This is a genomic window from Microcoleus sp. Aus8_D2 (genome assembly GCF_036702665.1).
Taxonomy (GTDB): Bacteria; Cyanobacteriota; Cyanobacteriia; order Cyanobacteriales; family Microcoleaceae; genus Microcoleus.
The window spans coordinates 44,499-65,448 of the sequence record NZ_JAUBUN010000029.1 but is presented as its reverse complement, the minus strand read 5'-3'; the positions used below and the strand labels follow the sequence as shown (position 1 = coordinate 65,448).

At 46.8% G+C, this 20,950-nt stretch carries 12 protein-coding genes and 1 pseudogene; 5 read left to right on the top strand and 8 right to left on the bottom strand.

Features of this window, described 5'->3' with window-relative positions; all coding sequences use genetic code 11:
• Positions 1 to 146 precede the first annotated feature (146 nt).
• Positions 147 to 2,939 (bottom strand): malto-oligosyltrehalose synthase, encoded by a 2,793-nt coding sequence (gene treY / locus QUB64_RS21510; protein ID WP_333266926.1) that lies wholly within the window; start codon positions 2,937 to 2,939, stop codon positions 147 to 149.
• A gap of 62 nt (positions 2,940 to 3,001) precedes the next feature.
• On the opposite strand from treY, the gene QUB64_RS21505 reads away from it, so the two are divergent.
• The gene (locus tag QUB64_RS21505; protein ID WP_333266696.1) at positions 3,002 to 3,175 is read left to right on the top strand and encodes a hypothetical protein; all 174 of its coding nucleotides are present in this window, start codon (positions 3,002 to 3,004) and stop codon (positions 3,173 to 3,175) included.
• Between the two features lie 402 nt (positions 3,176 to 3,577).
• Here the strand turns inward: QUB64_RS21505 and treZ are convergent, their stop codons facing one another.
• Positions 3,578 to 5,404: a malto-oligosyltrehalose trehalohydrolase gene (gene treZ, locus QUB64_RS21500; RefSeq protein ID WP_333266694.1), complete on the bottom strand. Its 1,827-nt coding sequence runs from the start codon at positions 5,402 to 5,404 to the stop codon at positions 3,578 to 3,580.
• Positions 5,405 to 5,722: 318 nt separating this feature from the next.
• Here treZ and QUB64_RS21495 point away from each other — a divergent pair, with 318 nt between their 5' ends.
• Both QUB64_RS21495 and QUB64_RS21490 read left to right on the top strand, forming a co-directional pair.
• Positions 5,723 to 7,894: an amylo-alpha-1,6-glucosidase gene (locus QUB64_RS21495; RefSeq protein WP_333266692.1), complete on the top strand. Its 2,172-nt coding sequence runs from the start codon at positions 5,723 to 5,725 to the stop codon at positions 7,892 to 7,894.
• 35 nt (positions 7,895 to 7,929) lie between these two features.
• The gene (locus QUB64_RS21490; RefSeq protein WP_333266690.1) at positions 7,930 to 8,970 is read left to right on the top strand and encodes a glucokinase; all 1,041 of its coding nucleotides are present in this window, start codon (positions 7,930 to 7,932) and stop codon (positions 8,968 to 8,970) included.
• A gap of 120 nt (positions 8,971 to 9,090) precedes the next feature.
• On the opposite strand, the gene QUB64_RS21485 is transcribed toward QUB64_RS21490, so the two are convergent.
• The 3 genes and pseudogenes from QUB64_RS21485 to QUB64_RS21475 form a co-directional block, all read right to left on the bottom strand.
• A complete protein-coding gene (locus QUB64_RS21485) occupies positions 9,091 to 9,540 on the bottom strand; it encodes an EVE domain-containing protein (RefSeq protein WP_333266688.1) in 450 nt (149 codons plus the stop codon).
• A 5-nt stretch (positions 9,541 to 9,545) separates the two neighbouring features.
• Positions 9,546 to 10,028, bottom strand: a pseudogene (locus QUB64_RS21480) (SRPBCC family protein).
• 361 nt (positions 10,029 to 10,389) lie between these two features.
• Positions 10,390 to 12,750 carry an FHA domain-containing protein gene (locus tag QUB64_RS21475; RefSeq protein ID WP_333266686.1) on the bottom strand — a complete coding sequence of 787 codons (2,361 nt, stop codon included), beginning with the start codon at positions 12,748 to 12,750 and terminating at the stop codon, positions 10,390 to 10,392.
• Positions 12,751 to 12,866: 116 nt separating this feature from the next.
• Here QUB64_RS21475 and QUB64_RS21470 point away from each other — a divergent pair, with 116 nt between their 5' ends.
• Positions 12,867 to 12,998 carry a hypothetical protein gene (locus tag QUB64_RS21470; protein WP_333266683.1) on the top strand — a complete coding sequence of 44 codons (132 nt, stop codon included), beginning with the start codon at positions 12,867 to 12,869 and terminating at the stop codon, positions 12,996 to 12,998.
• A gap of 236 nt (positions 12,999 to 13,234) precedes the next feature.
• Here QUB64_RS21470 and QUB64_RS21465 read toward each other — a convergent pair whose 3' ends face one another.
• The 3 genes from QUB64_RS21465 to QUB64_RS21455 form a co-directional block, all read right to left on the bottom strand.
• Positions 13,235 to 15,070 carry an ABC-ATPase domain-containing protein gene (locus QUB64_RS21465; RefSeq protein ID WP_333266681.1) on the bottom strand — a complete coding sequence of 612 codons (1,836 nt, stop codon included), beginning with the start codon at positions 15,068 to 15,070 and terminating at the stop codon, positions 13,235 to 13,237.
• 97 nt (positions 15,071 to 15,167) lie between these two features.
• Complete coding sequence (locus QUB64_RS21460) at positions 15,168 to 16,205, bottom strand: M20/M25/M40 family metallo-hydrolase (protein WP_333266679.1); 1,038 nt, start codon at positions 16,203 to 16,205, stop codon at positions 15,168 to 15,170.
• Between the two features lie 363 nt (positions 16,206 to 16,568).
• Positions 16,569 to 17,147 carry a hypothetical protein gene (locus tag QUB64_RS21455; RefSeq protein WP_333266677.1) on the bottom strand — a complete coding sequence of 193 codons (579 nt, stop codon included), beginning with the start codon at positions 17,145 to 17,147 and terminating at the stop codon, positions 16,569 to 16,571.
• 343 nt (positions 17,148 to 17,490) lie between these two features.
• Between QUB64_RS21455 and QUB64_RS21450 the strand changes: the two genes are divergently transcribed.
• On the top strand, positions 17,491 to 20,838 hold the full coding sequence (locus QUB64_RS21450) for an EAL domain-containing protein (protein WP_333266675.1): 3,348 nt from the start codon (positions 17,491 to 17,493) through the stop codon (positions 20,836 to 20,838).
• Positions 20,839 to 20,950: the final 112 nt, after the last annotated feature.

The following is a 20,950-nucleotide window of genomic DNA, read 5'->3' as shown; positions in this document are numbered from 1 at the left end:
ACTGTCAAGCGGTCAACTGACAACTAAGAGGGCGGGCACGGCGGGGCACCGCCCCTACCACAGGTCAACTGACAACTAAGAGGGCGGGCACGGCGGGGCACCGCCCCTACCACAGGTCAACTGACAACTGTCAAGCGGTCAACTGACTACTGACTAATCAGCAAAGCTGCGGGAAAGTAACTGAGAGCATCACCAATTGCCAGTGTACCGTTACTTTCCACTGGCTGATTTGCGATCGCATCCTTCCAAACCGACGGCATTTGCTCGGACAATTCCAGATGAGTATCTTTCCAGACTTGTTTGCCGATCGGCATTTCTTCCGGTTTGACAACTCCCGTCAAATATCGAGGAGCGATCGCAATAACTGTAGTATCCTCAAAGGTTCTGGCAAAAGCAACCACATTATCTTTAAACGTGCCCGCTACTTGCAAGGGTCGATAGTCGCCTGATTTAAAGACTTCCAAGTATTTTTTTCTGGCTTCTAGCGCTCTTGCAGTCAAAAACAACTTAATTCTAGCATCTTCCCGCGTCGCAATCAAATCTTCAATTAGTTGCAAAATATCCGTCTGAGCTTGCTGTTTAATTGACCGCAAAACCTTGATTCTGCGGTCAAAATCAACGGGACGGCGGTTGTCTGGATCGACGTGGCTTAAATCCCAGAATTCCGTCCCTTGATAAATGTCGGGAACCCCGGGCGCCGTAATTTTTAGCAGCGTTTGAGATAAAGAATTGAAAATTCCGTAATGAGCTACTTTTTTCCAGAAAGGTAGAAATTTCTTGAAAAACTGATTTTGTTCCGAAGGTTCTAGAACGCTATCGATAAAGGTCATAAAACCCGTTTCGTAGTCGTTGTCAGGTCTCAGCCAAGCTGTATAAACTTTGGCTTCGCGGACGGCTTTGATCGCATAATCTTTGAGGCGATCGACATAATCGGTGTTTTCACTTCCCTCAAACGGAAAACTGCCGAGTAGAGTTTGGTACAAGAAGTATTCGTCATTGGTATCGGGAACCATGCGATTCACAAAGTTAACTTTCTTAGAAGAGTTTACCTCTCTCCAAGACCTGACTTGCTGTTCCCATTCCTCGGGAATTTCTGACAAAACATTAATTCTGGCTCGCACATCTTCACCGCGTTTGGTATCGTGGGTAGCTGTAGCATTCATTTTGTGCGGCCAAGCTGCTTGCTGCTGCTTGTTGAACTCGTGAAAATCTGCCAGCGAAACGCCGAACTGACTGGGGTTTCCTCCGACTTCGTTGAGGGATAAAAGCCGATAGTAGACGTATAATAGCGTGTCTTCAACGCCTTTAGCCATCAACGGGCCTGTCAACTGCTGGAGTTTCATGACAAAGTGCCTGCGCTCCTCTTTTTGTTCGGCTGTGAGGGTTTCTTCTGCTTCCAGCAACAGCACTGTTTCGATAAATTTAAGTTCTTTGAGGAGTCGCGGTACTACTTCTTTGGCGTGGGCGATCGCATATTTGACGTAAGTGCGATCGGACTCTCGCAAACCATCTTGATTGATGTAAGTTCGGTAGACTGGAAAAATAGTCAAAACCGCTGACAGCGCTTTTTCCAAACCCGGACGAGTAAAGTCATTTCCCTGTCGGGATTGACCGGATATATTCTTCAAAAGTTGAGCCAGATTGTCTACATCTCCAGCCAAATTTTTCTCAACAATCAGCCCTTTTTTATCTAAAAACAACTGTTCGTAAGGAACATTCAAACGAGTAAATCTCTGATATATTTCGCTAAATTGCTGTTCGCGATCGCACCGACAAAAAACGCCGTTTACATAGTTCAAAAAGTCGTAGCCGCTCGTTCCCTCAATCGGCCAATAGGACGGCAAATCTTCCTCGTGTTCCAGAATCTTTTCCACAGTAATGTAAGTGTCTCCAACTCTCTCGCGGAGCCGTTTCAAATATTCTGTGGGGTCGTAAAGTCCGTCGATGTGGTCGATTCTCAATCCGGTAAACTTTCCCTCTTCCACCATGTCGAATATCAGAGCGTGGTTTTTGTGGAAAACTTTAATCTCTTCAACTTTTACCGAAATCAGTTCGTTGACAGTAAAAAACCTGCGGTAGTTGATTTCTTCGGCGCCCACTTTCCAGAAAGAGAGACGGTAAAACTGCTCCGAGAGTAAACCATCTAGCAAATTAAAGCTTTCTGGATTGCCCTTTTCTCCGTTAAAAAAATTGATATTTTCATCGATAAATTCCTGGACGATGGGATTTTGATTGTAGAGTTCCCACAACAGCCCTTTGACAAAAGCTATCTGATCGTATCTGGCTTTACCTTTAGTTTCGGAAGGTGTATTCTTAATTAGATAAAGAATCCCCAAAAACTTGATAAAATCTGGATGGCGCCTGCCTAATTCCCTGCCTAAATGCCCCAAATTATGACTGATAAAATTAGCATAAGATTCAATTTTTACAGGCAGTTTTAAGCTGTAGTAATTGATAGTGAGCCCAATTTCGCTGTATTTGAGTTGAATCTCGCCATTTTCTAGACACTCGCCATAAAAATTGCCCAGCAGCGGAGCCAGCACTCGACCTCTGAGATGTTCGTAAGCGTGATTCCATTCAATATCGAAGTAATCGAAATAGTCCGAATCCGGGCCGTGTTCCAATACGTCTAATAGCAACAAGTTTTGAGTGTCGTAGGCCATGTGGTTCGGGACAATATCTTGCAGCCACCCCATGTTCAGTTTCTTGATTTCGTAGGTGAGGGCTTCAAAGTTTTCTGAGGTTCCCAATTCAGGATTGATTTGATTGGAGTCAACCACATCGTATCCGTGACTGCTGCCTTTTCTGGCTTTGAATATCGGTGAGGCGTAAATGTCGGTAATTCCTAATTCTTGCAGATAGCTGAGGATTTGTTTGGCAGCTTCAAAGTTAAAACCTGCATGAAATTGAATCCGATAAGTGGTTGTGGGAATTCTCAGCACTGTTAATTTTACTCCTAATTGATTAGTCGATCGGGTAGTTTACAGAAATTAGGCAAAAAGTGGCTGGACGCGAGCTAACTAAAATTATTGTAAGGTCGATCGCGGCTCAATGGGACGATCGCACGCTCCAGCATCTTTCCCCGCTGACGCACCCTACGCGCGTGTCGGTGATTGTAGGGTGCGTCAGCGGGCGCACCATGCCGGCTACCTACTCCAGCATCTTTCCCCGCTGACGCACCCTACGCGCGTGTCGGTGATTGTAGGGTGCGTCAGCGGGCGCAAGATGACGGCTACCTACTCCAGAATCTTTCCCCGCTGACGCACCCTACGGGCGTGTCGGTGATGGTAGGGTGCGTCAGCGGGCACAAGATGGCGCACCCTACTCAAGCATCTTTCCCCGCTGACGCACCCTACGGGCTACACGCGTGTCGGTGATTGTAGGGTGCGTCAGCGGGCACAAGATGGCGCACCCTACTCCAGCATCTTTCCCCGCTGACGCACCCTACGCGCGTGTCGGTGATTGTAGGGTGCGTCAGCGGGCACAAGATGACGGCTACCTACTCCAGCATCTTTCCCCGCTGACGCACCCTACGACAAATAGTAGGTTAGGTTTCGCTGCTGCTCGAGCCAACCAACTATTTGACTAATTCGTAGAGAGCGAAACTCTGCGGCTTAACAGTCAATTCTTGCTCTGAAGTTATTTTTTCAGGCAAGCTAGAACCTGAACCCATCCATTTTACATCAGCAGAGTCTAAAATTTTGTGACCGTTGCCTTGGGGAAGTGGAGCAGTAAAAGCTACTTCTTGCTTGTTGAAGTTTAGAATGCAGAATATCTGGCTTTCATCCGTCCAGCGACGGAGAAATAATATTTTTTCGGCTTCTATACAGGAAACTTCTAGACTGTTTTTGTCGAGTTTTTTCAGGGCGGGAATTGTCCGCCGCAGTTGAATCAAATGTTGGTGCCATTCCCAGAGGATTTTGTGTTTTCCTGCTGTTTGTTTTTCCCAGTTTAACTTGCACTTTTGGAAGCTCTCAGGACTCTGGGGGTCTTGAAATTCGCCTCGGTCTTCAAAAGCTTTAAATTCTTGTTGCTTGTCTTTGCGAATCGCTTCAATTAAGTCAGGATCTGAGTGGGAAACAAAGTACAGAAACGGCGCTGTTTCTCCGTACTCTTCTCCCATAAACAAGAAGGGAATGTAGGGAGAAATCAAAACTGTACCTGCTGCGAGTTTCAGTGCTTCAAAGTCCACTATTTGCGATAGTCTGTCTCCTAAAATGCGGTTGCCGATTTGGTCGTGGGTTTGGGAAAATACCAGAAATTTCTCGCCCGGTTCATCTTTGACAGAATTGCCGTGTTTTCGCTTTCTGTGAGGTGCATACTGCCCGGAGTAAACAAAGCTTTCTTTGAAGGATTTTTCTAGGTGTTCGCACTTGCCAAAGTCTTGGTAATATCGGTCATTTTCTCCGGTAAGCAAGGCGTGCAGTGCGTGGTGGAAATCGTCGCACCATTGCGCGTCTAGTCCGAAGCCTCCTAGTTCTTTGGGACGTATTGTGCGGACATCGTTTAAGTCACTTTCTGCGATTAAGTAAAGTTTCCTTCCGATTTCTTGGGAAATCTCGGCGGTGGCGTCGGAGAGTTCTTGCAAAAACGGTCGGGCACCTACTTCAAATATTGCTTGAATTGCATCTAATCTCAGACCATCGATGTGATAGTCTCGAAACCAGTATAGGGCGTTTTGAATAAAGTAGTTGCGCACGCCGTCGCTGTAGGCGTCGTCGAAGTTGAGGGGGTCTCCCCAAATCGAGCCGTATTTTGAGGTAAAGTAGGGGCCGAAGTCGCGGAGGTAGTTTCCTTCGGGGCCGAGGTGGTTGTAAACGACATCGAGTATTACTGAGATGCCGTGTTCGTGGCAGGCGTCGATCAGTTTTTTGAAGCCTTCTGGGCCGCCGTAGGAGTTTTGAACGGCGTAGGGATATACGCCGTCGTATCCCCAGTTTCGATCGCCTGGGAATTGGGCGACTGGCATAATTTCGATGGCGTTAATTCCCAATTCTGTGAGTTGTTTGAGTTGGGGAATGATTGCTTCAAAGGTTCCGGCTTGGGTGAAGGTGCCGGCGTGCAATTCGTATACGATCGTGTCGGCTAGCGGCACGCCTTGCCAATTTTTGTCTGTCCAAGCAAAGGCGCTGTCATCTATTACTTGGGAGGGGGCGTGGACGCCTTGGGGTTGATATTTTGATGCCGGGTCGGGTCGCTCGGTTTTTCCTTCGAGTTGGTAGGTGTAAAGGGTTCCGGGTGCGATGTCTGTAGCTGTGGTTTGCCAGTAACCTTCTGCGGATTGTTGCATGGGTATCAGGCGTTTGTCTGGGGAAACTATTTGGACTGCTATCTGTTTGATTGTGGGCGCCCAAACGGTAAATTCACATTGGTTGTTGCCGAGGTAGTTTGCTCCTATCTTCACTTTGAGTTATTCTCCTGATTAAATAGGTTGGTTGTCCGATCGCCCTTGGGACGCAATCAAATGCTGTGTTATTAAGGTTCAGCGCCTGTGTAGATGGTAATATTACTTAAAATCACAAACAACTAACTTTAGACAGAGCAACGGTTAGAATTATCGCTGGGGCAAAAGTACGGTTTGGTTATGTCTAAATTAGAGCATGAATCTGCACTCTTAGCGATCGCCATTCTTTGCCACCTGCAAATAGTGAATATTTATTGCTTATATAATGTCTAAAATATACCTAAAGGTAGATCGCAAATCAGCGTGAGCGTGTATTCTATGGTTATTGCTTTTGGACGGGAAATCTGCTGCAATCTGGACTCGGCCGAGTCTCGCGAGTGGTTGGTGACAAACGGGATCGGCGGTTACGCTAGCGGGACGATCGCAAATCTCCTCACCCGCCGCTATCACGGGCTGCTGGTGGCAGCCCTCAAACCCCCGCTGGCACGGACTTTGATGCTCGCCAAGCTGGACGAGACGGCCGTGTATGCCGATCGCGCCTACCCGCTTTATACCAACCGCTGGGCCGACAGTACGATCGAACCCCACGGCTACAACTGCATCGAAAGCTTCCACCTCGAAGGGACGACGCCTGTTTGGAGGTATGCCCTCGCCGACGCTATCCTGTCCAAGCGGATTTGGATGCAGCAAGGTGCTAACACAACATATATTCAATACCGCTTGGATCGCGCCTCACAACCGATCGCGATCGCAGTCAAAGCCCTAGTCAACTACCGCGACTACCACCACATGACAAGCGCCGGTGACTGGCCGGTGAGCCTGGAAACCTTGAGACGAGGGGTTTGCGTGACGGCTTTTGACGGAGCCGCGCCGCTTTATCTGCTGACAGATGCCGCCCCAGAAGCGAAATTTCGAGTCTCTGCGCCCTTATACGATTGGTACTACGGATTTGATTTGGCAGCAGAAAGGCGGCGCGGGTTGGACTACTGCGAAGATCACTTGCACGCGGCGACTTTTCACTTCGCGATCGCACCAGGACAATCTCTGACACTGATCGCGAGTACCGAGAAAAATCCCCTATACCAAAGCCCGATGAAAGGGGGAGAGAGGGAGAGGGGGAGATGGGGAGATGGGGATAGGGAGAAATTAGCGATCGACATTCCAGCAGGAGGAGTAAACTCGGCTTTGGTGTTAAACGGCGATGCGGCTTTAGAATTGCGTCGCACCTACGATCGAGAATTGCTGCAAAAATGCTCAAAAGCGAGCGAATCTCCCGACTGGATCGATCAGTTAGTGCTAGCAGCCGACCAATTTATCGTCAACCGCCCGCTACTGAAGGAACCCGAGGGTAAAACGATTATCGCCGGATATCCCTGGTTTAGCGACTGGGGGCGCGATACGACGATCGCCCTGCCCGGCCTCACAATCTGTACCGGGCGGTGGGAAATTGCCCGATCGATTTTGCGAACATTTGCACGGTATGTCGATCGCGGAATGCTGCCGAACCGCTTCCCCGATGCTGGGGGCGCCCCGGAATACAACACCGCAGACGCTACGCTGTGGTACTTTGAGGCTGTTCGCGCTTACTGCGACTGCACCGGCGACGACCAACTTTTGAGCGAACTCTGGCCGACATTATGTGAGATTGTCGATTGGCACGTAAACGGAACTCGGTATAACATCCGCGTCGATCCTGACGACGGTTTACTCTACGCGGGGGAAAGCGGCGTGCAACTGACTTGGATGGATGCGAAAATCGGCGATTGGGTGGTGACTCCTCGGATTGGTAAGCCGATCGAACTTAGCGCGCTTTGGTACAATGCCGTGCAAGCAATGGCAAGTTTTGCTCGAAAATTGGGCAAGTCTCACAATGAATACCAGCAGTTGGGCGATCGTACCGCCACCGGATTCGATCGCTTCTGGAACGACTCAACCGGTTACTGCTACGACGTTCTCGACGGCCCAGACGGCAACGACATTTCCCTGCGGCCCAACCAAATATTCGCCGTATCCCTGCCCTTAGACTCGATACCAGCGCACTGGGCCACCTCCTTGTCAGCGGGGATGCGCCAGGAAACCCGTTATACACCGTTACTCGCGCCCATCCAGCGCCGCGCCGTCGTGGACGCCTGCGCCCAGGGGCTGCTCACTTCCCACGGCCTGCGCAGCCTCTCGCCGCAACACCCGCAGTATCGCGGCGCATATGAGGGCGACCAATTGCAGCGCGACAGCGCCTATCACCAAGGCACAGCTTGGGGCTGGCTGATCGGCCCGTTTGTCTTGGCGCACTTGCACGTATACAAAGACCCAGCACAAGCTCGCCAATTCCTGGAACCGATGGCACATCATATAAAAGCTGGCGGAGTTGGCAGTTTGGGCGAAATTTTTGAGGGCGACGCCCCCCACTGGCCCCGGGGCTGCACGGCTCAAGCTTGGACTGTGGCTGAGGTGCTCCGGGCTTGGTTGGCAATTAATAATGTGGGTGTTTAAATGGGGAATGCTATCTTTAGTTCAAGAAGAGGTTTATGGCATTATTATTAGCGGGCGATATTGGGGGAACTAAGACAATTTTGCGCTTGGTAGAAAGGACTGCTGATGGTGCAATGAATGCTCTTTACGAGTTTCGCTATCCGAGCGGGGAGTTTCCCGATTTAGTGCCGATTGTGCGGCAGTTTTTGACGGAAGCTGCTACAAAACTGGAGTTGGCGCCGCAGCCTGAAAAAGCTTGTTTTGCGATCGCCGGGCCGGTAGTCAACAACCGCGCCAAACTGACTAATTTGCCTTGGTTGCTCGAAGCGAAGCGTCTGGAACAAGAATTAGGAATATCCCGCGTCAGTTTAATTAATGATTTTGTCGCGGTAGGCTACGGTGTGTGGGGTTTGGAGGCCAATGATTTGCACACTTTGCAAGTCGGAAAACCCAACCAGCACGATCCAATTGCTGTGATTGGTGCAGGTACTGGTTTGGGACATTGTTTTGCAATTCCTGAAGCAAATGGGATCAGGGTTTTTTCTTCCGAAGGCGGACACGGTGACTTTGCTCCTCGCTCGGAGTTGGAGTTTGATTTGCTCAAATATTTGTTAGCAAAACATGACATTCAAAGAATATCGATCGAGCGTGTAGTTTCCGGCCAGGGGATTGTCTCAATTTACCAGTTTTTGCGCGATCGCAAGTTTGCTCCTGAATCGCCCCAGGTGGGGGAAGCGATCGCTCAATGGGAGTCGGAAATCGGTAAAAGCGAGAAGACAGTCGATCCGGGTGCGATAATTGCAGCGGCTGCACTCCAAAAGTGCGATCGGCTTTCCGAACAAACAATGCAAATGTTTGTAGAAGCTTACGGCGCTGTAGCCGGAAATATGGCTGTGTCACTTCTACCTTACGGCGGTTTTTACATAGCCGGCGGCATCGCTGCAAAGATTTTGCCACTGATTCTAGAAGGCAATTTTATGCGAGCTTTTACGCACAAAGGTCGGATGGATTCACTGTTAGAAATGATGCCCGTTCATCTGGTTTTGAATGACAATGTCGGGTTAATTGGAGCGGCGGTTTGTGCGGCAGGCCTTTAGGGTATTGTAGGGGCGGTGCCCCCGTGCCCGCCCCAGTTAATAATTGTAGGGTGCGCCAGCTTTAATCTGCTCGATTTTTGCTAAAATGGCGATCGGCTGACGCACCCTACTAATCTATAATTACCTCACCTTCAAAATCTTCTGCGCCGCACTTTCAGATATCGGCATCACCGACAACCGATTACCTTTCCTCACCACCAAAAGCTCATCAGCACTAAACTTTGACTTCAGTTCATCCAAAGATATTAAATTAGCAAACTCCTCAACAAACTCAACTCTCACAGTTGGCCAGCGAGGCGCATCAAGCTGCGATTTAGCATCATAATACTCGCTATTCACATCAAACTGACTCGGATCGGCAATATTAATTTCAACGACACGCATCAAGCCAGCAATTCCCGGTATTTTAGTATTAGAATGGTAAAAAAATACTAAATCTCCCATACTCATTTCTCGCATAAAATTGCGAGCTTGATAATTGCGAACGCCATCCCAAATCGAAAATCTATCCTGTTTCAAATCCGCAATACTATAAACATCCGGTTCCGATTTCATCAGCCAATAATTCATATAATCTAGTTGCTTTGGCTCTCCAAATATTCTTGAATACGATCTAAACATTGCTGCATTGCTGTTTGCATAAAAACCTGAACCAACAATAATCCAACAGGATAGAATAGCGGAGAAGTCAGCGTAAAATAAAACTCCCAATCAATCCGAGTTCCCTTTGCTGTAGCAGTGAACCTCCAATCTCCGCCACCCGACTCAATCAGTAGAGAAATCGGAAACTTAAACCCTCTAACCAATCGATAAGTTTGTCTTTATGGCTTTTTGGAAGTAATTATTTCTTCATCAATCACCGACCCATCGGAATGTTCGATCCGCCGCACACCGCCTTCACGCATCTCTCCACCATCAGCCATTTCAGCTTTAATAATTGCTGGAATTGGACCAAATCCGCGAAAGGATTTTGGCACATTCGATAGTGATGCCACAAAATCAAACACTACTTCCGGTGATGCAGCAATTTCTACTGACGCGTTGGTTTTAACTAACATTTAATCCTCATTTTTTTGCATGAATTAAGTGCAGATCCCTAATTATATAATACTTACGCAAAGCCTATAGCGGTTCTCAAAAAAGTGAGGTATGCCCACGGAGGCCACGGAGGCCACGGAGGCCATGAGTACCTCATCTTTTTGAGAAAGGCTATATGTGTCCTATTGTTGATTTTAGGCAATTATTGTCGGCGAGGATAGATCCTTGTAAGGTGCGTCGCTGTGAGATTTTTCACTTTTCCAAGTAGATGATTGATAGCGACGCACCCTACGGTATTGACTCTTTAACTGTCAACTGTCAACTGTCAACTGTCAACTGTCAACTGTCAACTGTCAACTGTCAACTGTCAACTGTCAACTGCTATAAAATATCCTTCCGCTTTTGCAACCACAGAGTCAACATCAAATACACGAAAATATGCACGCACAAAATCCCCCAATTTAAACTCAGATTGTGCCACGTTGGATCGTAAACAGGAGTAGGCTCAAACGGCTGAGGAAGTGTGCTTCCGTCCGGCAATCTAGTAGGCGCGGGAACCATCGCGTTTACATTAACTAAAGAGCCGTAAGCGCCCACAGACCAGCGACTTAACATCAACCAAGAAAACTTGCTCGCCACACCTTCCATCCTAAACAAAACTCCCGAGAAAATAATCTGAGGTAGCAATATTAGAGGTAAAGCACTGTTAGCTTGAGAGCCATTTTTGACAATTGCCGAAACCAGCAATCCGAGACTTATGCAGCTCATCAAGGTCAGAAATGTAGTAATAGCTGCTCCCATTGGCCAGGAAATTAAACTCGGTTCCGGGGATTTGAAAGCAATCAGAATAACTCCTACCATCAACAGCGTTTGCAATACGGCTAAGCCGGAAAGTATGAAAACCTTTGAGCCCAAATAAGCAAACAATCCTAAATTAACTAAACGTTCGCGCAAATAAATAGCCGATTCCTTAACAATTTCTTGCAGGGAAGTTGCCAGTCCTACCCAAATAGCCGCGCAGGTAAATACAAACAAAACTCGCATCGCTAAAGGTGCTAAAGTTGGCTCTGGCGCGCCAATAAACGGGTCTTTATCCCTGACGGCAAGCCGCAGCAAACTAATCCCGATCGGAGCCGTTAACAGAGCTAAACTTAAGTTAACTAAATCGCGTAAAATTAGTTGAAAATAGCGCTGAGATAGCAAAACAAGTTGCTTGAAAAAAGATACAGATTTTGGCTTCGGAGGCGCAGCATATTTTTGCCCGTTGGCGTTACCGGTGCTGAAGTGATTGACAATATACTGCTGATAGTATGGAGATTGTCTAAATTTTTCTGCCCAGCTTTGAACGTTAGTTTCTCCTGTTTCTAGTTCGTTGTAAATGTCGGCAAAATCTCCGGTTTTGACATCGAAAAAATCGAGGGCTTCCGCAGGCTGGCCGAAGTAACAAAGCCGTCCGCCGCGACCCATAAACACAATACGATCGCACATCGTGATATTTGCCGTCGCGTGAGTCACCAGAATCACCGTCCGGCCTTGACTTGCCAACTTTCGCAGCAGTTGCATCATCTTCTTGTCCAAACCCGGATCTAGCCCCGAAGTTGGTTCGTCTAAAAAGAAAAGTTTCGGATCTGCTAACAGTTCAACTCCGATGCTAACTCGTTTCCGCTGTCCGCCGCTAAGTTCTTTGACAAAAGCAGTGCGGCGGTGAGTCATTTCAATATCTTCTAAAGTTTTGGTGACTACTTGTTGAACATCTGTATCGGGAGGTAAGCGCAATTTCGCAGCATAACTCAATACTTCTTCTACTCTCAAATCTGCGTGAATAATATCATCTTGAGGTACGTAACCAATTTGATTGCGATAGATATTAAAGTTATCCCGCAGATTATCGCCGTTGAGAAACACAGCGCCTTCAGTAGTTTTCTCAATGCCTAAAAGTGTCCGCATTAAAGTAGATTTTCCCGCACCGCTACCGCCAACTAAGGCTACAAACTGCCCAGGTTCGATCGCTAAAGTAATCCGATCCAAACGCTTGGGAATCACCAGACTGTCAGCATCCAAGCGAATTTGATTGCCTCGGTCTTGCACCTCTAACGTATGATTGCGGTAAGTTAGAGTAAACGGGCCGATCCGAATTGCATCTCCCTCGGACAACTGTACAGAATTTGTCACTCGCTGACCGTTGACAAAAACGCCATTAACACTGTGATCTCGTAAAATATAATTACCGCGACTGTCAGCGTCAATTGTCGCGTGTCGCCTCGAAACCAGCGGCGCATCTAATTGCAGCGAAGCATTTGGATCGCGGCCCAACAAAACCGATCGATTGCTGAGGGGAATTGACTGTTTGCTGGGGGGAAAGATTTGACTCGCCAGCGGATTAAAATAAGTCACCAAAACTTGATTTTTGGGATCGAGACCGATTTTAATTTCTGTGCCGTTTTTGAGACAATAACCGTCATTGGGAGTGATGCGAGTGCGATCGACAAATAAGCCATTAGTGCTGGGCCGCTGTCCGTCACCGTCGTAAATCCAGTAACTATCGCCCTTTTGGCGCAACACAGCGTGACAGCCGGAAACGGAGCGCCACGCTTCAGGAAGGACTAAATCAGCACGAGTGCGATCGCGCCCCAGTACGTGCTGCGCCTGTTTTAACTCTAACTGTATGCTTTGATCTTGACACGTTAATACTAAATAAGGGCGATCGCTGACAGCAGTCGGTTGTCCTATATTACCTATCATATTTAAATCACATTTTTTGCACTCACTTTTGTCAGCATATCAAAAGTAAGGCAACAATCCACTTATTTATTTAATAACTTATGCAAAATGTATAACCTTTCTCAAAAAGATGAGGTATGTCTCGTAATTGGGAATGGGGAATGGGGAATGGGGAATGGGGAATGGGGAATGGGGAATTAGCCAAACAGGGAATTGGCCAAACAGGGAATTGGTGGTTCCTCTCTTCTGATCGAGGTTTCTCCAGGTAAAAATAATCGCCCGCAGTGTGTCTTCTCCTTGATGCTTGTAGGACAATTTGCCATACTTCATCTTTCCCTTGAACCGCTATATATACTATCTTTTTCCGCGCACGTTACGCCTATATTACTTCTTCCCAATGCCCTATGCCCAATGCCCAATGCCCAATGCCCAATGCCCTATTCCCAATGCCCAATGCCCCATGCCCCATGCCCCATGCCCCATGCCCTATGCCCTATTCATTCTGTCAACTGACAACCGACAAACTGCGCAGCCGATTAATAGCCGCCGCCAATTCAAAGCGGCGAAACATAGCAAAATCCCCCTCAGGAAAAGAGGATAAAATATCCATCCCCTGCGCGTCAATATCTGCCATCACCAAATCGATAATTTCCGACAAAGTGCGCTTCCCGTCCATGTACTGCCCCTTTGCATAAACCATTGCCGAGGCGATCGCCCGCAACTGTCCCCTGTCCACAATTTGCTCAACAGCACCCAAATCAATATCCTCAGTTCCGAAAGCCAATTCATCAACATCCCGCACCTTCACCCGCACATCTCGCCGTCCCCGACTCGGATCTAAACTAGCAGGAACCGGGACTCTTTGAGTAATCTCACCAAAACTTTCTCCCCCTTCAGCAGCGCGACTGGTTGAGTAATTATTTGCTATTTGTTTAGCTTTTTTAGTCACATCATATGCTTCAAAATTATCCATTGAAATCACAGTATCCGCCACATCAAAATAATCCCCACTTCCCCCCATCACTAAAATAGTCGATACGCCATAATCTGCGTACAACTGTTTCACTTTATCGATAAACGGCGTAATCGGTTCCTTCTCCTTAGCGATCAGTTCCTGCATTCTGCGATCGCGAATCATAAAATTAGTCGCCGCCGTATCCTCATCCACCAACAAGAGGGGGAGGGGCGGACTTCCCTCGTTCCTAGGCTCTGCCTGGGAACGCATACCCAGAGGCTCTGCCTCTCTGACAACCAATGTATCTAACGGATATTTTATACCACCTAAACCTACTTCCAAAGCCTCAATAATATTAGCAGCTTGCGACGTGCTGCCGCTCGCATTTTCAGTAGAAAATTGCTTAGTATCTCTACCTTGCGGCAAATGATTGATAAAAGGCGAAATATCCACACCCACAACACTTCTGCCATCTTCCGCCCGAATTTTCACCGCCGCCGGACTTGTCACCACAAATTCCCTACCATCACCCGGAATTTGGTTGTAAACTCCCAACTCGATCGCCCTGAGTAAAGTTGATTTGCCGTGATAGCCACCCCCCACAATCAAAGTAATCCCAGCGGGAATTCCCATACCGGAAATCAAACCGCGATTCGGACAATTAAACTCAACCTTTAACGACGGCGGCGACACAAAAGCCACAGCATCATTTAACAGAGAACGGTTGTCAACACCGCTGCGGCGGGGTAAAATAGAACCGTCAGCAACAAACGCAACTAATCCGTTTTCAGCTAACTGCTGCCGCAGCCAATCAGCATCTTCTACAGTTTCCACATGACGGCGACATTCCGCAGCATTTAAGTTAGAATATTTCAGAGATTGGCTGACAATTCGCGGGATATCTTCGCACAGCATTTCAGCAGCTTGTCTCCCTAAAATACTGCGCCCGCCCGCCGGAAGTCCGACGGAAAACCGGATTTCAACTCCTCCGAAATCTCCGATATCAGATGCAGTTGAGTCAAGGATAAATGCGGAAGTTCGTTCTAAAACTTCTTGTCCGAAGCGAGTCACTGCAATTAAACCGCTTTTGCCCGTGCCGCGCTTGCTGCTGGTGCTGTGGGCTGCTTTGTCAAACTGGCGAGTCAGGTAATCTCGCAGGGCTATTTCTCGACTGCGAGATTTAAAAACTTCGCGGGGAATTCGAGCAATGTTTGGCGGAACTTTGACTCTAAATTTACTGGGAGATGCAAAGGGATCTCCCTGCACGTAATCAACGATTAATGTAAATTCATCAAAGTTATAGCTGCCTTGAATGTCTTTGTACGCTTTGTAGTTTCGATTGTCGAGTTGCAGTAAATGCTGTCGCAGGCTGTCTTTGTTGGTCATTAAAAATAAGGAATAGTTGACAGTTGAAAGTCAATGACTAATGACAAATGACTAATGACAAATGACTAATGACTAATGACAAATGACTAATTACCAATTACCGAATGTCCAATAGTTTAGCTGCGGCATTGACCACAATTTGAGCAGAACCGGTGAAAAAAGGTCGATCGATAGTTGCGAGAGTATCCGTAGATTGGTGATAATGGGGCGATCGCAAATTAGCCGTATCAGTCACCAACACCGCACCAACTCCCTTATACCAAAAAGGTGCATGATCGCTGCGTAAAACATCGGGAGTCAGCACCCCTTTCAGAGGAACCGGCAATGCCACAACCGCAGGTAAATTAGTTGTTCCCGACTCCGCGAAAGTTCCCAATAGCAGCGGATGTTCCGCATCGCCAACCACTGCAATAAACTCACCTTTGTCGGGAGAAGTCACCCCCGCTGCTTCTAGAAAAGGTTGCGCCGTCAATCCTTCGGGATATCGCTGACATCCGGGCGTATGACAGGCATAACCGATCATATCCAGGACGATCGCACCCTGCAAATTTTTTAGCCGCGCCGGACTACCAGCGAATGCTAAACTGCCTAAAAGTCCGATTTCTTCCCGGTCGAAAAATGCCACTTGCAATGTCCGAGCAGTCCCACGAGAACCCAGCAACCTTGCTACTTCTAAAACTGCTGCAACTCCCGTCGCATTATCGTCAGCACCGGGCGAATATTGTACAGTATCGTAGTGTGCGGCAACGAGAATTGCACCAGCGTTTGAGTCGCTACCTTTTCTCTCGGCGAATATGTTGATTCCGCGATCGAACTGCTGCAATTCTGGGGAAAATCCTAAACTTTTCAGTTGTTGCGAAATGTAGTCTCTCGTGAAAGAGCGAGCTCGTTCTCCCTCGCGTTCTCCTGCTAAAGTTTCGACGTGTTTCCACAACCGGGACGGGTCAATTTGGGGCCCCTCGACTGCATTTTTTTCAGCAGTCAGCGGCGAGGGTGACGGGTTTTGGGAAATGTTGATTTTGCGATCGATCGCAACTTCCGGTACAGCCGAAAACCGCTGCCACGAGTCAGAACCCCAACCCGCAACTGCCACCGCAACCAGAATAAATAGCGCTATCCAAATCAATTGTTTCATCAGTAAGTCTATTTGATATTTTAGACTGTTAGATTTTAAATTTTACCTTGACACCAGAGTGAAAAATAAACCTGTTTCAAAAAATGAAACTCAAAGCTCTTAACATTAGGTTTGTCATCGGACGCTGAACTCAGAAACCCGGTTTCTTTTTATATTTCTTGTTCCTGCTCGCAAAACTCGTAGAAACCGGGTTTCTAGCCCCCGATGCGAACCTTAGCGCCGTCAATACCCGTTGGTGATTTTTTTACCTAAAAACTCCGGTAAAAACCTTTAAATGTCGCCCTCGAATGTGTCTTGCTTATTGGGCCATTCAACGGCGACATTATACCCTACTAATTTACGTTCCAAATTCACAACTCACAACTACTTTTTATCCCAATCAATCTCCTTATTTCCCAAGATCAACCCGCTGCTGCCTCCGACAGCGTAAGGAATAGTTTTAGCAGAAAATTCAACAATTTGAGTTGGTTGTTGAAACCACTCGGAATAACTGGGATTGAGTTGGTCGTACAGTGCTTTTAAAGCTTGGAGTTCTGCCTCTAGCTGCGCTGCTGCTTGATTGATTCTGCGAGCTTGTGCTTGCAAGCGCTTTTCCCCGGTTTGAACGTCGTTTTCTACTTGTTGCCAGTGCACTCCTGCTAGCAATTTGTCTAGTTCGCCTTGTTTGTAATCGAGTACCGCCTGTTTTTGTTCCAGTTGCTTTTCAATAATTTGAGTTTCTCGGTCAATTTCCTGGATTTGCTGCAACCATTGCTCGCCAAAAGCAGCATTTTGCTGGTGGAACTCGGCAATGGCCGTTTGAGTATTATTCTTGGGAAAACTGACTGTCACTCGGCACTCTGAGCGCTGTACGCAAAGTTTTTCCCGCGCCTCTTGCAGAGTGGCAACTTCTGCTTGCAGCACGCGGACTTCTGTTTGGAGTTCTGGGATCGTCTGACTCATTGGTTCCATTCGTGAATCTCTGCATCGATTTTAAGCTAATTGTTTATTTTTATAACAAATCCCGGCCGCCTATTTGCTGGAATTATCTAATTTTAGCGCGATCCCAGCTTCTGTCTAGGCATAATGGCGGATAATTTGTGGCACAATGGCTGATGACATATTTAAAATTCAGATTAAAATTATAATTAGTTACGATGCTAAATTCTTACTTTTGGGGAAACTTAATTTACCAAATTAACATAAATCAAGGGTAGATATGTTTTCATAGTGCCTCAAATTCCGATATTTTTTTTCGGATTAATGACCAGGGAAAGCATCTCTTTAAAATTAGGAATTCGAGCTAATGAAAATTACAGATCGATTAATTCTGGGATATTTAACTGCTGCTATTTTTGGTGTAGAATGTTGCTTTAATGCAAAAATATTGCCGGCAAGTGTAGGGGATGGAGACGGCACTCGCGCTGTAGAAGCAATTTTGGTAGCGCCGGAGAAAGTTAGGTATTTGCGATCGGCATCTCGCCCCGCTACTTCGGCAGGTGCCGACTTATTTGTGGAGCAATTATCCAAAATAGAACCCGTAAATCCACCGACATACAATTTTATACAAGCTCAGGAAAATCCTGAAAAAGAGCGTACTTTTAGTTTAAAAACAATCGGTTATTATATGGCTTTTATTTCTGTAGTAATCTCATTATTAATGAGGACGAATAGGGTAAGTATCTTATCCAAGGCGAGCGGGTCAGTCAAACCAAAGTCTGAAACAGAGAAGGAGAAGCTACCAGAAGGAGAAAAAGTGTTGCCTCCAAAAAAAGAACAGGATATCCGGGATACTATTGCCAAAATGACCCAAAATTTGCAGCAAACTGCCGAATACGCCCTCGATATTTGCGAGGAGATGAGCGTCTCGATAATTGCTACAACTCCCGGCGGTCATATCCTGTCGTCAAACCAAGCTACCTGTCAACTTTTAGGATACTCTAAAAAAGAGTTGTTAGGCAAACAAATAGCTGGACTTTTTAAACAAACTGAATCACCGAATACCGGGTGGGAATTGGCAAATTTAACAACCGAAGGTTCTGTCCGCAACGTGGAAAAAGTCTACCTTTCCAAACAAGGGAAAAAAATAATTGTACTGCTTTCTATTTCAACTATTCGCGACGGCACAGGTGAAGTGAGTGGCAAGTTGTATGTAGCACAAGATATTACCGATAGCAAGCGAGCTGAAAGAGATTTGCGACGGAGTGAGAAAAAGTTTCGGCAATTGGTGGAAACTGTTAATGCTGCTGCATTTATCTATCAGCGCCGCCAGTTGCGCTATGTCAATTCTCAGACAGAAGCTTTAACTGGATATACTCGCGAAGAATTGCTAGGGTTGGATTTATACGATTTTATTCATCCAGATTTTAGATCGACAGTTAAACAATGGGGTAAATCCCGCCAGCCTCTAGATAGTGCCGGCTCCAAATATGAAGTTAAAATCCTTACAAAAACCGGAGAAACACGCTGGATAGAAGCCACTGTTGACATCATCAAATTTGAGAGAAAAGCATCAATATTAGTCACAGCTTTTGACATCAGCGATCGCAAATTAGCAGAGTTAGAACTAGAAACATCTCTTTCCTTGCTTCAAGCAACCATTGAATCTACTGCTGACGGCATTCTGGCGGTTGACGGTGGCGGAAAAGTTGTCAGCTTTAACCGCAAGTTTGCCCAAATGTGGCAGTTGCCAGATTTTCTGCTGGATTCGAGAGATAGCAACCAAATTTTGGGGTTCGGAATCAACCAGTTAAGATACCCAGAAATCTTTCTCAACCGTGCTAAAGAATTGTCCGATATCCCCGGAGCAGAAAGTTTTGATATCATCGAGTTTAAAGATGGCAGAATTGTCGAACGCTATTCGCTACCGCAGCAGACTGGAGGCAAAATTACTGGTCGAGTATTCAGCTTTCGGGATGTAACGGAACGCTGGCAATCTGAAGAAAAACTCCGCAAAAGCGAAGAACGCTTTCACCTGCTGACGCGGGCGACAAATGATGCAGTTTGGGATTTTAATGTGTCAAGAAATGAGTATTGGTTGAGCGAAGAGTTTGAAAAAGTTTTTGGATACAAACTCAACGAAACTCAGACGATAGAATTAGAATCGTGGTGGCTGAATGTTCATCCCGAAGAACGGGAAAGAGTGAAGTCAAGTTTCAACGAAACAATGAACTCAGACGCTCAATATTGGTCGGAGGAATACAGCTTTCGCCGCGCAGACGGGGGATATGTTTTTGTGCTCGATCGCGGTTACATCATCCGCAATGCCAGCGGCAAAGCAGTGCGGGCGATTGGCACGATGATGGACATCACTCAGCGCAAGCAAGCTGAAGAAATTATTCGCTATCAAGCTGTTTACGACCAACTCACTGGTTTACCGAACCGGATACTTTTTAACGATCGGCTGCTGGCGTCATTAAGACAAGCTAAAAAAACCCAAAAAATGCTCGCTGTGATGTTTTTAGACTTGGACAGGTTCAAAAAGATTAATGATACACTAGGTCACGCTGCGGGCGATCGCCTGTTAGAAGGTTTTGCCGCACGCATCAGCGAGACATTGCGATCGACAGATACGGTAGCCCGCTGGGGAGGCGACGAATTTACTGTGCTGCTTCCCGACATCAATTCCTTAGAAGATGCAGTTAAAACAGCTCAAAGAATACTCGATAATTTAAAGCCAGCATTTAAAGTAGAAGAACAGCCGTTGCACGTCAGCAGCAGCATCGGCGTTGCCGTTTATCCACACGACGGAGAAGATGCCGAAACTTTAGTCAAAAATGCCGATGCCGCCTTGTACCGCGCTAAGGAAAGGGGAAGAAATAATTATCAGTTATATACTTCAACAATTAATCCCCAAGGCAGTCAGTTGCTGAATATAGAAAACAGGTTGCACGAGGCTCTTGAACAGGGAGAATTTGAGATTTTTTACCAGCCAAAAGTCAACATCACTACTTGGAAAATCCAGGGGATGGAAGCTCTGCTGCGCTGGCAACATCCAGAATTAGGTTTAGTTTCTCCCGCGACATTTGTTCCGATCGCCGAAGAGAACGGATTAATTGTCCCTATTGGCGAATGGGTGCTGGAAACTGCCTGCACTCAAAATAAAGCTTGGCAAGATGCTTTGCAACCAGATTTGCGGGTAGCAGTCAATTTTTCGGCGCGGCAGTTCCAGCAATTTAATTTAGTGCAAATGGTGGCGAACTGTTTGGAAAAAACAGGTTTAGCACCGAAGTATTTAGAGTTAGAAATTACCGAGACTACAGCTATGCAAGATGTGGATTATACCACAAAAGTTTTGAGGGAGTTGCAGAATATGGGAGTGCAGATTGCCCTGGACGATTTCGGCACGGGTTACTGTTCTCTAAATTATCTCAAAAAGTTTCCCTTGAATATCTTGAAAATAGACAAATCTTTTGTCAGCGAACTGACGACAGATCCCTGCGAACGCGCGATCGCCAATGCTGTAGCGACTCTGGGGCGAGATTTGAACTTGAGCGTGGTAGCAGAGGGAGTAGAAACTAAAGAGCAGTTGGATTGTTTGCGATCGCTCCACTGTCAAGAAATTCAGGGTTACTATTTTAGCAAGGCGCTCTCGGCTAGTGATGCGAGCAAACTTTTGGTAAATTCTCTGTTGAGGAAAGTGAAAATTGCTTGATAGTTGGCAGTTGTCAGTTGTCAGTTGACTGTTGACTGTTGACTGTTGACTGTTGTCAGTTGACTGTTGACAGTTGTCAGTTGACAGTTGACACTTGACAGTTGTCACTTGA